The organism is Solimonas fluminis (genome assembly GCF_002930645.1).
Lineage (GTDB): Bacteria > Pseudomonadota > Gammaproteobacteria > Nevskiales > Nevskiaceae > Solimonas_A > Solimonas_A fluminis.
The window spans coordinates 212,487-225,191 of sequence record NZ_PSNW01000002.1; the positions used below are offsets into that span (position 1 = coordinate 212,487).

The 12,705-nt window shown below is 68.6% G+C and carries 17 protein-coding genes; 10 read left to right on the forward strand and 7 right to left on the reverse strand.

Annotated features, from left to right (window positions below; translation table 11 throughout):
- Nucleotides 1–9 precede the first annotated feature (9 nt).
- From dtd to tatC, 9 genes are all read left to right on the forward strand, one after another.
- The gene (dtd, locus tag C3942_RS04760) at nucleotides 10–447 is read left to right on the forward strand and encodes a D-aminoacyl-tRNA deacylase (protein ID WP_104229217.1); all 438 of its coding nucleotides are present in this window, start codon (nucleotides 10–12) and stop codon (nucleotides 445–447) included.
- Nucleotides 448–591: 144 nt separating this feature from the next.
- Nucleotides 592–1,185 carry an imidazoleglycerol-phosphate dehydratase HisB gene (hisB, locus tag C3942_RS04765; protein ID WP_104229218.1) on the forward strand — a complete coding sequence of 198 codons (594 nt, stop codon included), beginning with the start codon at nucleotides 592–594 and terminating at the stop codon, nucleotides 1,183–1,185.
- Between the two features lie 20 nt (nucleotides 1,186–1,205).
- On the forward strand, nucleotides 1,206–1,844 hold the full coding sequence (gene hisH / locus C3942_RS04770; RefSeq protein WP_104229219.1) for an imidazole glycerol phosphate synthase subunit HisH: 639 nt from the start codon (nucleotides 1,206–1,208) through the stop codon (nucleotides 1,842–1,844).
- Between the two features lie 142 nt (nucleotides 1,845–1,986).
- Nucleotides 1,987–2,712: a 1-(5-phosphoribosyl)-5-[(5-phosphoribosylamino)methylideneamino]imidazole-4-carboxamide isomerase gene (gene hisA / locus C3942_RS04775; protein ID WP_104229220.1), complete on the forward strand. Its 726-nt coding sequence runs from the start codon at nucleotides 1,987–1,989 to the stop codon at nucleotides 2,710–2,712.
- 31 nt (nucleotides 2,713–2,743) lie between these two features.
- On the forward strand, nucleotides 2,744–3,514 hold the full coding sequence (hisF, locus tag C3942_RS04780; protein ID WP_104229221.1) for an imidazole glycerol phosphate synthase subunit HisF: 771 nt from the start codon (nucleotides 2,744–2,746) through the stop codon (nucleotides 3,512–3,514).
- 50 nt (nucleotides 3,515–3,564) lie between these two features.
- On the forward strand, nucleotides 3,565–3,888 hold the full coding sequence (locus C3942_RS04785) for a phosphoribosyl-ATP diphosphatase (protein WP_104229222.1): 324 nt from the start codon (nucleotides 3,565–3,567) through the stop codon (nucleotides 3,886–3,888).
- 17 nt (nucleotides 3,889–3,905) lie between these two features.
- Entirely contained in the window at nucleotides 3,906–4,130 is a 225-nt protein-coding gene (gene tatA, locus C3942_RS04790; protein WP_104229223.1) for a Sec-independent protein translocase subunit TatA, read from the forward strand.
- A gap of 27 nt (nucleotides 4,131–4,157) precedes the next feature.
- The gene (tatB, locus tag C3942_RS04795) at nucleotides 4,158–4,490 is read left to right on the forward strand and encodes a Sec-independent protein translocase protein TatB (protein WP_104229224.1); all 333 of its coding nucleotides are present in this window, start codon (nucleotides 4,158–4,160) and stop codon (nucleotides 4,488–4,490) included.
- A gap of 112 nt (nucleotides 4,491–4,602) precedes the next feature.
- Nucleotides 4,603–5,385, forward strand: a complete 783-nt coding sequence (tatC, locus tag C3942_RS04800) for a twin-arginine translocase subunit TatC (protein ID WP_104229225.1) — start codon at nucleotides 4,603–4,605, stop codon at nucleotides 5,383–5,385.
- Between the two features lie 404 nt (nucleotides 5,386–5,789).
- On the opposite strand, the gene C3942_RS04805 is transcribed toward tatC, so the two are convergent.
- From C3942_RS04805 to C3942_RS04830, 6 genes are all read right to left on the reverse strand, one after another.
- Nucleotides 5,790–6,296 (reverse strand): DUF2062 domain-containing protein, encoded by a 507-nt coding sequence (locus C3942_RS04805; RefSeq protein WP_104229226.1) that lies wholly within the window; start codon nucleotides 6,294–6,296, stop codon nucleotides 5,790–5,792.
- Complete coding sequence (locus C3942_RS04810) at nucleotides 6,293–6,655, reverse strand: DUF1475 family protein (RefSeq protein ID WP_104229227.1); 363 nt, start codon at nucleotides 6,653–6,655, stop codon at nucleotides 6,293–6,295. Before C3942_RS04810 ends, C3942_RS04805 begins: the two co-directional genes overlap by 4 nt.
- Nucleotides 6,652–7,956, reverse strand: coding sequence for an SAM-dependent methyltransferase (locus tag C3942_RS04815; protein ID WP_104229228.1), 1,305 nt, complete (start codon nucleotides 7,954–7,956; stop codon nucleotides 6,652–6,654). Before C3942_RS04815 ends, C3942_RS04810 begins: the two co-directional genes overlap by 4 nt.
- Before the next feature lie 34 nt (nucleotides 7,957–7,990).
- On the reverse strand, nucleotides 7,991–8,755 hold the full coding sequence (locus tag C3942_RS04820) for a DUF1365 domain-containing protein (protein ID WP_104229229.1): 765 nt from the start codon (nucleotides 8,753–8,755) through the stop codon (nucleotides 7,991–7,993).
- 3 nt (nucleotides 8,756–8,758) lie between these two features.
- The gene (locus C3942_RS04825) at nucleotides 8,759–10,102 is read right to left on the reverse strand and encodes an NAD(P)/FAD-dependent oxidoreductase (protein WP_104229230.1); all 1,344 of its coding nucleotides are present in this window, start codon (nucleotides 10,100–10,102) and stop codon (nucleotides 8,759–8,761) included.
- 74 nt (nucleotides 10,103–10,176) lie between these two features.
- A complete protein-coding gene (locus tag C3942_RS04830; protein ID WP_243393520.1) occupies nucleotides 10,177–10,740 on the reverse strand; it encodes an arylesterase in 564 nt (187 codons plus the stop codon).
- Between the two features lie 58 nt (nucleotides 10,741–10,798).
- Here C3942_RS04830 and C3942_RS04835 point away from each other — a divergent pair, with 58 nt between their 5' ends.
- A complete protein-coding gene (locus C3942_RS04835) occupies nucleotides 10,799–11,464 on the forward strand; it encodes an ABC transporter ATP-binding protein (protein WP_104229232.1) in 666 nt (221 codons plus the stop codon).
- 13 nt (nucleotides 11,465–11,477) lie between these two features.
- Here C3942_RS04835 and opgC read toward each other — a convergent pair whose 3' ends face one another.
- On the reverse strand, nucleotides 11,478–12,596 hold the full coding sequence (opgC, locus tag C3942_RS04840) for an OpgC domain-containing protein (RefSeq protein ID WP_104229233.1): 1,119 nt from the start codon (nucleotides 12,594–12,596) through the stop codon (nucleotides 11,478–11,480).
- Nucleotides 12,597–12,705 lie beyond the last annotated feature (109 nt).

Consider the following 12,705-nt stretch of genomic DNA (forward strand, 5'->3'; position numbering starts at 1 on the left):
CGCCACATTATGATTGGACTGCTGCAACGCGTCAGCGAAGCCTCCGTGACGGTCGACGGCGAGATCATCGGCCGCATCGGTCCCGGCCTGCTGGTGCTGGTCGGCGTGCAGCCGGACGACAGCGAGGCCCGCGGCGAGCGCCTGCTGGAGCGCCTGCTGGGCTACCGCGTGTTCGAGGACGACCAGGGCCGCATGAACCGCTCCCTGCGCGACACCGGCGGCGGCCTGCTGCTGGTCAGCCAGTTCACGCTGGCCGCGGACACCCGCAGCGGCACCCGCGCCGGCTTCTCCACCGCCGCGCCTCCGGACATGGCGCGGGACCTGTTCGCCTGGCTGGTGCACCGGGCCCGCCACCTGCACCCCACCGTGGCCTGCGGCCGCTTCGGCGCCGACATGAAGGTGGCCCTGGTCAACGACGGCCCGGTGACCTTCTGGCTGGAGGCCTGAACCGGTTTCGGGCCGGTTTTCATGGCCTTGGCGCTCCGGGGGGAACCACCGTTCATCCGCACCGGAATGGCGCAAATGCGCGCCAGCTTTGAGTTTGCTGCAGTGCAGGGTATCCTTGTCGCCCCTTTTCGCCAGCCGGCGTCAATGAACGCACGCAAAGCCAGCGTCACGCGCGACACGCGCGAGACCCAGATCCGCGTCGAACTGAACCTCGATGGCAGCGGCCAGTCCCGCTTCCAGACCGGCGTTCCGTTCCTGGATCACATGCTCGACCAGATCGCCCGCCACGGGCTGATCGACATCGTCGTGGAAGCCAACGGCGACCGGCACATCGACGACCACCACACGGTGGAAGACATCGGCATCACGCTCGGCCAGGCCTTCGACAAGGCCGTGGGCGACAAGAAGGGCATTTTCCGCTACGGCCATGCCTACGTCCCGCTGGACGAGGCCCTGTCGCGCGTGGTGATCGACCTCTCCGGCCGTCCCGGCCTGGAGTACGGCGTGGAGTTCCCGCGCGCCCGCATCGGCGAGTTCGACGTGGACCTGTTCCGCGAGTTCTTCCAGGGCTTCGTGAACCACGCCAAGGTCACGCTGCACATCGACAACCTGCGTGGCCGCAACGCGCACCACATCATCGAGACCGTGTTCAAGGCCTTCGGCCGCGCGCTGCGCATGGCCGTGGAGCGCGACACCCGCCTCGGCGACGTGATGCCATCCACCAAGGGCACTCTGTAGAAAAGCCTCCAGGGATTCAGATGGCTTCCGTCGGCATCATCGATTACGGCATGGGCAACCTGCACTCGCTCGGCAAGGCGCTGGAACGCGTCGCCGGGGGCACGCGGGTGGTCATCAGCTACGACCCCGAGACCCTCCTCAAGTGCGACCGCCTGGTCCTCCCCGGCGTGGGCGGCGTGCGCGAGTGCATGCGCGAACTGCAGCGCCTGGAACTGAACCAGCTGGTGATCGAGGCCGCCCGCAAGAAGCCCATGCTGGGCATCTGCCTGGGCATGCAGGTCATGCTGGAGTGGAGCGACGAGAACGGCGGCGTGCCGGCCCTGGGCCTGTTCCCGGGCAAGGTCACCCGCTTCCCGGACCCGCCGGAAACCGGCGCCCTGGACCGCCTCAAGGTGCCGCACATGGGCTGGAACCGCGTGCGCCAGACCCGGCAGCACCCTATCTGGGACGGCGTCCCGGACGATGCCTGGTTCTACTTCGTGCACAGCTACCACGCCGAGCCGGCCTGCGCCGACCACGTGCTGGGCACCTCCGACTACACCAAGACCTTTGCCTGCGCCCTGGCGCGGGACAACCTGGTGGCTTTCCAGTTTCACCCCGAGAAGTCGCAGAACACCGGCATGACGCTGCTGGCCAACTTCGTCCAGTGGGACCCCTGAGCAACGACAGGCACCCCACAGACACGGCTTGCACCCGGCAGGGGTTGGTGGCAGAGTTTTTCCACACCGATCCAGGCCGCACGCCCAAAACGCCCTCTCCCGGTCTCTCCTCCAGCAACCTACCTGATGGTTCTCACAGCTCATGCTGTTGATTCCTGCGATTGATCTAAAGGGCGGCAAGTGCGTGCGTTTGCGCCAGGGCCGCATGGACGACGTCACCGTCTTCTCCGATGACCCCGTGGCCATGGCCCAGAAGTGGGTCGACGAGGGCGCCGAGCGTCTGCACCTGGTGGACCTGGACGGCGCCGTCAAAGGCGAGCCGGTCAACATCAAGGTGGTGGAGCAGATCGCCGCGGCAATCAGCATCCCCGTGCAGATCGGCGGCGGCATCCGCGACGAGGAGACCGTGCAGCGGTACCTCAACGCCGGCGTGCAGTACGTCATCATCGGCACCAAGGCCGTGAACACGCCGCACTTCCTGCACGACCTCTGCCTGGAATTCCCGCGCCACATCATCGTCGGCCTGGACGCCAAGGACGGCCGCGTGGCGCTCAACGGCTGGACCAAGATCACCGGCCACGACGTCATCGAGACCGCGGTCCACTGCGAGCGCGACGGCGTCGAGGCGATCATCTACACCGACATCGGCCGCGACGGCATGATGCAGGGCTTCAACGCCCAGGCCACCCGCAACCTCGCCAGCGCCATCAAGACCCCGGTCTTCGCCAGCGGCGGCGTCAGCACCATCGACGACATCCACCGCCTCAAGGAAATCGAGGGCGAGGGCGTCGCCGGCGCCATCATCGGCCGCGCGCTGTACGAAGGCACGCTCAAGCTCGCCGACGCGGTCAGGGTCGCACGCGGCTGAGCCGCCTTTCACGATACAGGCTGTTTCGAACATGCTCGCCAAACGCATCATTCCCTGCCTCGACATCGACCGCGGGCGCGTGGTCAAGGGCGTCAAGTTCGAGGACGTGCAGGACGCGGGCGATCCGGTCGAGGTGGCGCGCAAGTACGACGCCCAGGGTGCCGACGAGCTGGTGTTCCTGGACATCACCGCCAGCGTTGACGACCGCCCCACCCTGTTCCAGACCGTGGAAGCGGTGGCGCGCCAGATCTACATCCCCCTGACCGTCGGCGGCGGCGTGCGCAGCTGCGCCGACGTGCGCGCCCTGCTGTCGGCCGGCGCCGACAAGGTCAGCATCAACACCTCCGCGGTGGAAAACCCCGACTTCGTCACCGAAGCCGGCGACCGCTATGGCGTGCAATGCATCGTCGTGGCGATCGACGCCAAGCGCGTCAGCAAGAAGAAGGAGCCGCCGCGCTGGGAGGTCTTCACCCACGGCGGCCGCCGCGCCACCGGCCTGGACGCCGTCGAGTGGGCCAAGACCATGGTGCGCAAGGGCGCCGGCGAACTGCTGGTGACCAGCATCGATCGCGACGGCACCAAGAGCGGCTACGACAACGAACTGCTGGCCGCGATCTCCTCCGCCGTCAGCGTGCCCCTGATCGCCTCCGGCGGCGTGGGCGACCTGGAGCACCTCTACCAGGGCCTGGCCACCGGCGGCGCCGACGCCGTGCTGGCCGCCAGCATCTTCCATCAGGGCACCTACACCGTGGGCGAGGCCAAGAAGTATCTCGCAGACAAGGGCGTCCGCATCCGCCTGTAGCCCCCAGGGGTTACACTGTCGCCAACCTGTAACCCTGGACGGCTAGCCTGATGAACCCCGGCGACGTATTGACCCAGCTGTACGCCACCCTGGAGGCCCGCAAGAACGCGGACCCGCAGGGCTCGTACATCGCCAGCCTGTACGCCAAGGGCACCGACGCGATCCTCAAGAAGGTCGGCGAGGAAGCGGCGGAGACCATCATCGCGGCCAAGAACCCCGAGTCCGCCCCGCTGGTCTATGAACTGGCGGACCTGTGGTTCCACAGCCTCGTGCTGCTGGCCCACAAGGACCTGCCGCTCACCGCACTGACCGATGAACTGGCCCGGCGTTTCGGGCAATCCGGGCTGGCCGAGAAGGCCGCCCGCAGCAAGTAACCGACGAGGATAGCAACATGGGTTCCTTCAGCATCTGGCATTGGCTCATCGTCCTGGCCATCGTTCTGGTGGTCTTCGGCACCAAGAAGCTGCGCGGCGCCGGTGGCGACCTGGGCGGCGCGATCAAGAACTTCAAGCAGGCGATGAAGGAAGGCGAGGAAGACGCGGCCAAGACCCCGGCCCAGCTCGCCGAACAGCAGAAGCAGAACAGCGCCTCCTCCGAGCAGAACACCAAGGTCTGAGCCCGCCCGCGGGATAGGCCCTGATCCATGTTCGACGTCGGCTTTTCCGAGCTGCTGCTCTGCTTCATCGTCGCCCTGGTGGTGCTCGGCCCCGAGCGCCTGCCCAAGCTGGCGCGCACCGTCGGCCGCTGGAGCGGCCAGGCCAAGGTCTACATGCGCAACCTCACGACCGAGCTGGATCGTGAATCGCGCCTGATGGAACTCAAGAAGCAGGTCGAGGAAGCGCAGAAGCTGCTGTCCGAGCAGGCCCAGGAGGCCAAGGCCGGCGTCGAGAAGCTGATGAAGCCCGCCCAGGAGTCCATCCAGGACGCCCGGACCGAGGTGGAGCAGCTGGCCAAGGACAGCGATCCGCGGCCATGAAAGCCTCGCTTCCTGTCAGGCGGTTTTCTCCTTTGCTTTCATGGCCGCGTCGACTCTCGACGCCAGGATCCCCATGCCTTGCATCGGGGCCCTCCACGCTGCTCCCGACGCCATGACCGACCAGGATTCCTCCCAGGACACCGAGCAGCCGCTGATCGCCCACCTGCTGGAACTGCGCCAGCGCCTGCTCTACGCCGTGCTGGGCGTGATCGCCCTGTTCCTGCCGCTGGCCTTCGTCGCCAAGGACATCTACGCCCTGCTGGCGCGGCCGCTGCTGAAACTGATGCCCGCCGGCACCACGATGATCGCGACCGAGGTCGCCTCGCCGTTCTTCACCCCGATCAAGTTCGCCGGCGTCTTCGCCTTCGTGCTGGCGATGCCCTGGGTGCTGTGGCAGGTCTGGGGCTTCGTGGCGCCGGGCCTGTACAAGAGCGAGCGCCGCCTGGTGGCGCCGCTGATGCTGTCCAGCACCCTGCTGTTCTACGCCGGCATCGCCTTCGCCTACTTCCTGGTGCTGCCCACGGTCTTCCACTTCACCATCGGCGCCGCCCCCGAGGGCGTGTCGGTGATGACGGACATCAGCAAGTACCTGGACTTCGTCCTGACCATCTTCGTGGCCTTTGGCCTGGCCTTCGAGACGCCGGTGGCGCTGGTGCTGCTGGTCAAGACCGGCTTCGTCACGCCCAAGCAGCTGGCCGACAACCGCGAGTACGTGCTGGTCGGCGCCTTCGTGCTGGGCGCCATCTTCACTCCGCCGGACGTGATCTCGCAGCTGATGCTGGCGATCCCGGTCTACCTGCTGTTCGAGGTCGGCATCGTCGCGGCCCGCTGGATGGTGCCGGGGACGGAAGCGGTGGATGCGCAGCGCGAGGCGCAGAAGTCGGGCGGCGAGTAGTCCCGCTGAGGCTTCCCCGGAAGCGTTCACCCTTCGACAGGCTCGCCTGGAGGCGCCTACTTCTGGCAGGGCGAACGGGTGCTCCATCGCAGGCCATGGAATGTCTGGCCCTGCTGAGGCATGACTCAATGTCATGCCGAAGTAAGCCAGACATGCCCCGGGGCGCGATACAGGGAGTGAAGTCCCGCCATGGATGGCTACCGCGAATGTGCTCCCGCTCTCGGCAACTGCTCCTGCGTTGCCCTACCTGCGGGCGTCCTGCCCTTGTCGGCAACTGCTCCTGCGTTGCCCTACCTGCGGGCATCCCGCCCTTGTCGGCAACTGATCCTGCGTTGCCCTACCTCGGGCATCCATGCCCTCGGCCCCTGCCCCTCTCCCGCAAGCGGGAGCAGGGAACGCCTGGATCAGGCAAGGTTGCCGCTGCGCATCTTCTCGCGCCCCGCCTTCACGCCCCGCGCCAAGCCCTCCAGCACCGGCCGCAGGATCACGTACATCAGCGGCACCGCTACCAGCGCACTCAGCAGCCACACCACGCTGCCGCCCACCGCGATCATCCCGTAGTCCAGCACGAACTGCTTGGGGCTGCTGGCGAAACGCTCGGCGAGTTCCGTCACCGCCAGCAGCGGCGCCGGTTCGCGGCCGAAGAGATGCTCGCCGGCACGGTAGTAGGGATAGAGCAGCAGGATGTGCACCGGCGCCAGCAGCGCGTTGACCAGCTGCATCAGCGGCTGGTTGAGGCGCAGCAGCCAGGCGGCCAGCGCGCACAGCGCGGTGGTGGCGCCGAAGATCGGGAAGACGCTGAGCAGGGCGCCCAGCGCCACGGTGAAGGCCACGCGGCGCGGCGTCACGCCCTGGGTGAGCTGCGCCACCACCACCCGCCGGATGCGGGCGCGCCAGCTCTCCCTCGTCATGCCGATCCGGGACGCAGCAGCAGCTCGCGCACGCCGGCGCCCGGCGGCAGCGACCACAGCACCTTCAGCATGTAGCAGGCCATGGCGATGTTGCCGAGCAGCAGCACGGCCGGCAGCCAGGCGATACGCGCCGCCAGGCTGCGCTCGCGGTAGGCGATCCACAGCCAGAACCACAGGAAGCCGAAGTAGGCGTCGAACAGGGTGGCGATGGTCCAGGGGTTGTAGCCGGCGGCGGGATTCTGCAGCAGGTCCTGGATCGCGGGAACGATGCTGACGATGCCGGTGGCCCAGGCCGAAACGCCGACCAGGCCCGCCAGCACCAGCAGGGACCACAGCAACAAACCGCCGCGCACGCTCATGACTGCCCCTTCTCCAGCGTCACCTGCATCAGGTCGATGCGCTCCACGCGGAAGCCGCATTCGCAATAGGCCAGATAGTAGCGCCACATGCGCAGGAAGCGCTCGTCGAACTGCGACACCACCTGGTCGCGCACGGCCAGCACGTTGCGGTGCCAGTACGCCAGGGTATCGGCGTAGTCGCGGCCGAAGTAGCGCGGGTCCCGCGCCTGGAGGCCGGCCTTCCGCGCCAGGTCCATGAAGCGCTGCGGCGGGCACAGCATGCCGCCGGGGAAGATGTACTTCTGGATGAAGTCGCGCTTGGTCAGGTAGTGCGCGAAGATCGACTCGTCGATGGTGATGCCCTGGATCGCGGCACGGCCGCCGGGCTTCAGCGCCCTTTCGATGGCGGCGAAGTAGGCCGGCCAGTACTCGGCGCCCACCGCCTCGTACATCTCGATGGACACCACGCGGTCGTACTGTCCTTCGATGTCGCGGTAGTCGCGCAGCTCGAAGCGCACGCGGTCGGCGACCCCGGCCTGCTCGGCGCGCCGACGCGCCTCCTTGAGCTGCTCCTCGGACAGGGTGATGCTGGTGACGCGGCAGCCGGAATGCTGGGCGGCGTAGATCGCGAAGCCGCCCCAGCCGGAGCCGATCTCCAGCAGGTGGTGCCCGGCCTGAAGGTCCAGGCGCTCATGCATCAGCCGGAACTTGTTGAGCTGCGCGTCGCGCAGGGTCTGGTTGGGCTCGGCGAACATCGCCGAGCTGTAGGCCATGGTCTCGTCCAGCCACAGCTCGTAGAACCCGTTGCCGAGGTCGTAGTGGTACTGGATGTTCTCGCGCGAGCCGGCACGGGTGTTGGCGCGGCGGCGGTGCTGCCACCAGCCGTAGACCTTGCCCAGCCAGTTCACCTCGAAGGGACCCTTGTAGTAGGGCTCGTTGAGATACATCACCGCCAGCAGCGGCGCCAGGTCCGGCGAGTCCCAGCAGCCGTCGAGATAGGCCTCGCCGAAGCCGACCTCGCCCCCGCGCAGCACATGCGCCATGAAGCCTTCGCTGCGGATGTTGAGCACGCCGCGCAGCTCCAGCCGCTCCTGGCCGCGGAACACCCGGCGCTCGCCGTTGGGCAGGTTCACCTCGAGCTGGCCGTAGTGCAGGCCGCGCAGCATGTAGAGCATCAGCTGCAGGCGCAGGCCCAGGCGCCGGGAGCCGGCGCGGGGCGCCAGCGCTGCCGGCAGGTCCGGCGAGAAGCCGTCGCGCCCCAGCACGCGCTGCAGCGGATCGTCGAGTCCTTCCTGCCGCTTGTCTTCGGGTCCCTGGCTCATGGTGCTCGGCTCGTTCTGTTGTTGTTCGTGGGGTTCAGGACAGGTCCTGCGGCAGCTGCGCCGGCTTGGGCCGGTAGCCGGCGCCGCGCAGCCACAGCTTCAATGCTTCCCAGTGGATGCCGGCCATCACCTTGACCGCCATCCAGGGCATGCGCAGCACCTGCTGCAGCAGGGCCGCGTCGGACAGTGCACGGCGCTCGGCGGCCAGCGTGGCATCCATCACCGGCGCGCCGTCGCGGCTCTCACGGATCGCCACGCGCAGGCGCTCGCCGGGCTCGCCCAGTTCGAAGCGATAGCGGCCCGCGCGATCCAGGAAGGGCGAGACGTGGAAGCACTTGTCCTTGTCATGCACCTGTCCATACGGCATCGGCGCGCCGCCGGATGCGAGCAGGTAGCAGTGCTTCTCGCCGAAGGTATTGCGGACCTCGGCGATCACCGCGCGCAGGCTGCCGTCACGGTGCTCGCAGTACCAGAGGCTGATCGGGTTGAAGGCCCAGCCCAGCACCCGCGGCAGCGTCAGCAGGCGGATGCGGCCGCCCTCCAGCTCGATGCCGCGGCGGCGCAGCAGGTCTTCCGCCCAGGGCCGCAGGCCGCGGCCGTCGCCGTAGTCCCGCGTGCGCAGGCTCAGCAGGTTGAAGCGCTCGAAGGAGAAGAAGCGCAGGCGGCCCTGCAGTTCCCCCAGCCGGTCGATGTCCACCAGCAGGTAGAACACGCGGTAGACGAAACGGTACAGCGGCGCGACGCGGCGCCGGTGCATGACCCGCGCGGGATACAGCCAGCCGGCCTGATCCGCTTCCATTCCCTACCCCGCGACCCCCGCCGCCGCTGCCGGCAGCCCCGGTACCGAGGATGCCGCCGGTGCCCGGGGTTCATCAAGGCTTGCCCAGGCCGGCAGGCAGTCGCGGTCCACGCCCGCCACCGCGCGCAGGCCGGAACGCAGGCCGTCCTCGTGGAAGCCGTAGCCGGTCCAGGCGCCCGCGAACCACAGGCCGCCGCGTCCCTGGATCTCCGGCAGGCGCCGGTGGGTCGTCACGCTCGCAGCGCCGTAGTGGGGATGGTGGTACACGGTTTGGTAGAGCACGCGCTCGGCCGGGACCTCGCGGGTCGGATTGAGCGTGACGACGTAGTTCACCGGGCCCGGGATGCCCTGCAGCAGGTTCATCCAGTAGCTGCCGGAGATCGGCCGGTCGTGCACCTCGTCGCGATCGTTGAGGTAGTTCCAGGACGCCCAGGCGGCCCGGCGGCGCGGCAGGAAGGACTCGTCGGTATGCAGCACGCAGCGGCTCTCGTTGTAGGGAATGCCGGCCAGGATCGCGCGCTCGTCCTCGGCCGCGTCGGCCAGCAGCGCCAGGGCCTGGTCGGAATGCGTGGCGCAGACCACCCGGTCGTAGGTCTCGGTGCCGGCGGCGGTGTTCACCTCCACGCCGGCCGCACCGCGGCGCAGCCGCGTCACCGGGGCGTTCTGCCGCAACCGGCCGGGGAAGACCGCCAGCAGCTTCTTCAGGTATTGGTGCGAACCGCCCACCACGGTATGCCAGACCGGCTGGCCGGTGGCGGTGAACAGCGAGTGCGAGTCGAAGAAGCGCATGAAATCCGCGGCCGGGTATTCCATGGCCTTCTTCGGCGAGCAGCTCCAGATCAGGCCCGCCATCGGCAGCAGGTAGCGGCTGGCCAGCTCCGGCGAGTATCCGGCCTCGCGCAGGTAGTCGCCCAGCGATCCCTCGGGCAGCGCACCGCTGCGCAGCAGGGCATTGGCCTGGCGGTTCAGCTTCAGGATGTCCAGCAGCATGCGCACATGCTTCCAGCGGAACAGGTTGGAAGGCTGGGCGAAGACCGTCCACAGCCGGTCGCTGCCGGTCCACTCGTAGGCCCCGCCGCCCAGCGATACGCCGAAGGACATGCTCGTCGGCCGGGTCTTCACGCCCAGTTCGCCGAACAGCGCCGTCAGGTTCGGGTAGTTGATGCCGTTGTAGACGATCCAGCCGGTGTCGACCGGCTGCGGGCCCTCCGGCGTAGGCACCAGGATGGTGTTGGTATGGCCGCCGCAGCGGCCGTCCTGCTCGTACAGGGTGACGTCATGGCGGCGGGCCAGGAACGAGGCGGCGCTCAGCCCGGAAATGCCGGACCCTACGACTGCGATCTTCATGGAAGGGGTCAAGATAGGTCTTGTGGTTCTCGTACATTGTCCCTACGCAGAAAACCGCTACCGGGATGCAGTGCTCACCGCGGCCGGCCCAAAAGCGGCTTCAGGGTCGGCCAGACCGCCTCCAGCAGCTTGGGCTGGGCGGCTGCCGAGGGATGGATGCCGTCGTCCTGGAAGTTGGCCGGGTCCAGCGCGATCGGCATCAGGAAGAAGGGCACCACCGGGGTCTTGGTGGCCTGCCCCAGCTCGGTGAAGCTGCGGGTGAAGCTCTCGCCGTAGGCCGGGCCGTAGTTGGCCGGGATGCGCATCTCGAACAGCACCGGCCTGGCACCCGCGTCACGGGACAGTTGCAGCATCCTTTCCAGGTTGCCGCGCATGGCCTTCACCGGCAGGGCGCGCAGGCCGTCGTTGGCGCCCAGTTCCAGCAGAACGATTGCCGGCCGGTGCTGTCCCAGTGCTGCCGGCAGGCGGGCGAGGCCGCCGGCGCTGGTTTCGCCGCTGATGCTGGCGTTGACCACCACGTGGGGATAGCCTTCCTGCCGCAGCCGCTGCTGCAACAGCGCCACCCAACCCTGGGAGGCCTGGATGCCGTAGGCCGCGCTGAGACTGTCCCCGAACGCCAGGATCTTCGGAGCCTGCACAGGGGCCTGGGCCGCCGCCGCGCCGCCCCACAGACACAGAAACAGAAAGACACACCGCATGAAAGCCGTCATCGCCCGGGATCTCCGCAAGACAGTCGTCAGCGGCGCCGCGCCGCTCACCATTCTGACCGGCATCAGCTTCGAAGTTTCCGCCGGCGAGTCGGTGGCCATCGTCGGCCAGTCCGGTTCCGGCAAGACCACGCTGCTGTCGCTGCTCGCCGGCCTGGACCTGCCGACCGAGGGCGACATCCTACTCGACGGCCAGTCGCTGGCGGGACTGGACGAGGATGCCCGCGCCGGCCTGCGCGCCGGCCGCGTCGGCTTCGTATTCCAATCCTTCCAGCTGCTGGCCGGATTCACCGCGCTGGAGAACGTCATGCTGCCGGCCGAGCTGGCGGGGCTGCGCGACGCCGCCGGGCGCGCCCGCCGCGCGCTGGACGAGGTGGGCCTGGCGGCACGCCTGGACCACTACCCGCACCAGCTTTCCGGCGGCGAGCAACAGCGCGTGGCGCTGGCCCGCGCCTTCGCCGGGCAGCCCCGAATCCTGTTCGCGGATGAACCCACCGGCAACCTGGATACCGCCACCGGCCAGAAGATCATCGAGCTGATGTTCGGACTCAACCGCGCGCACGGCACCACCCTGATCCTGGTGACGCACGATCCGGCGCTGGCGGCGCGCTGCGACCGGCGCCTGACGCTGCGCGAGGGCCGCCTGAATGACTGACGGCGGCCGAGGCTCAGAACCGGCGGCGCTGCTGGTGCAGCGCCACCCACAGCATCACGCCGAAGGTGGTGGCCAGCACCAGGCCCTCGGTCAGTCCGTCGAGCGGATGCTCGTCGGCGTCCACCAGGCCGAAGGCCAGCAGCGCCAGGAACAGGTGCGCCGCGAACACGCGCAGCGAGGCCCGGCCCAGCAGCCCGAGCACGGCACCCCCGGTACGACGCAGCAGCCGCGACAGGGCCGGCAGCGCCAGCCCGGTGCTGATCGCCAGCACGGCGAAGTTGGCCAGGCGCATCGGGCCCAGCAATACCTTGTCGAACAGCACCGGGTGCTGCAGCCGCAGCAGGTCCATCGGCAGCAGCGGGTCCAGCAGGCGGTGATACCAGGCCAGGTACACCAGCGCGGTGCCCGCCGCCGCCAGGCGCAGGCCGCGCCGCGGCAATTGCGCGGCCAGCCGCCCGCTCACGGCCAGATGTCCGGTCCACAGGCCGAAGACCCACAGCAGCTGCCAGGCAAGATCGTCGAAGAAGCCCAGCGCCGGCAACGGCAGCGAGGGCACGCTGTCGCCGGTGAGATGGTTGAAGCCGTCCAGCAGCAGGGCGCGCCCGCCGCATTGCGCGAATACCCAGACCAGGCTGCTGAACAGCAGCACCCGGCCCCAGCCGTGACGGCGCGCCTGCATCAGCCAGAACGGCGTCAGCAGCAACTGCACGATGTAGGTCGGCAGGATATCGAGCAGGGGCGGCTGGTACAGCAGCAGCGGCGCCGCCCACAGCGCCGCGGCCGGCTGGTCGAAGTAGAAGCTCAGCAGGTTGCGCAGCATCGGCCGGCCGCCGTACCAGCCGATCGCCGCACCGACCGTGAACAGGAACAGCAGCAACAGCAGATGCCAGCGATACAGCTCGAAGGCGCGCGCGCGCAGCCGCGATCGCATCCAGTCCTCGCCGCGCCAGTCGATGGCGCGCCAGTACACCATGCCGGCCACCAGGCCCGACAGGAACACGAAGCCCTCCGCCGCCGAGACGAAGCCGAACACCTGGCTGCTGTACGCGGACAGCCGCGTCGGCAGGTGGGTCAGCGTCATCAGGATCAGCAGCATCCCGCGCAGGGTGTCGAGTTCGGAGCGTCGTTGCATCGGCAGGCAGGGGGCGGGACGGCGGACCGGCGCGGCCCCGCCGGGACTCGTCAGGCCCCGAGTATGGCCGCTGCGCGCCGTGCAACCAAGCTTCGCGCCGGAGCCCGCG

Excerpts from the sequence above, each read along its gene's own strand:
- tatA (WP_104229223.1), top strand. The coding sequence starts at position 3,906 with ATGGGTTCCTTCAGCATCTGGCATTGGCTCATCGTCCTGGCCATCGTT.
- hisH (WP_104229219.1), top strand. The coding sequence starts at position 1,206 with ATGGCTTCCGTCGGCATCATCGATTACGGCATGGGCAACCTGCACTCG.
- C3942_RS04835 (WP_104229232.1), top strand. The coding sequence starts at position 10,799 with ATGAAAGCCGTCATCGCCCGGGATCTCCGCAAGACAGTCGTCAGCGGC.
- hisF (WP_104229221.1), top strand. The coding sequence starts at position 2,744 with ATGCTCGCCAAACGCATCATTCCCTGCCTCGACATCGACCGCGGGCGC.
- opgC (WP_104229233.1), bottom strand. The coding sequence starts at position 12,596 with ATGCAACGACGCTCCGAACTCGACACCCTGCGCGGGATGCTGCTGATC.
- hisB (WP_104229218.1), top strand. The coding sequence starts at position 592 with ATGAACGCACGCAAAGCCAGCGTCACGCGCGACACGCGCGAGACCCAG.
- C3942_RS04815 (WP_104229228.1), bottom strand. The coding sequence starts at position 7,956 with ATGAGCCAGGGACCCGAAGACAAGCGGCAGGAAGGACTCGACGATCCG.
- C3942_RS04785 (WP_104229222.1), top strand. The coding sequence starts at position 3,565 with ATGAACCCCGGCGACGTATTGACCCAGCTGTACGCCACCCTGGAGGCC.
- dtd (WP_104229217.1), top strand. The coding sequence starts at position 10 with ATGATTGGACTGCTGCAACGCGTCAGCGAAGCCTCCGTGACGGTCGAC.
- hisA (WP_104229220.1), top strand. The coding sequence starts at position 1,987 with ATGCTGTTGATTCCTGCGATTGATCTAAAGGGCGGCAAGTGCGTGCGT.
- tatC (WP_104229225.1), top strand. The coding sequence starts at position 4,603 with ATGACCGACCAGGATTCCTCCCAGGACACCGAGCAGCCGCTGATCGCC.
- C3942_RS04810 (WP_104229227.1), bottom strand. The coding sequence starts at position 6,655 with ATGAGCGTGCGCGGCGGTTTGTTGCTGTGGTCCCTGCTGGTGCTGGCG.
- C3942_RS04820 (WP_104229229.1), bottom strand. The coding sequence starts at position 8,755 with ATGGAAGCGGATCAGGCCGGCTGGCTGTATCCCGCGCGGGTCATGCAC.
- tatB (WP_104229224.1), top strand. The coding sequence starts at position 4,158 with ATGTTCGACGTCGGCTTTTCCGAGCTGCTGCTCTGCTTCATCGTCGCC.
- C3942_RS04805 (WP_104229226.1), bottom strand. The coding sequence starts at position 6,296 with ATGACGAGGGAGAGCTGGCGCGCCCGCATCCGGCGGGTGGTGGTGGCG.
- C3942_RS04825 (WP_104229230.1), bottom strand. The coding sequence starts at position 10,102 with ATGAAGATCGCAGTCGTAGGGTCCGGCATTTCCGGGCTGAGCGCCGCC.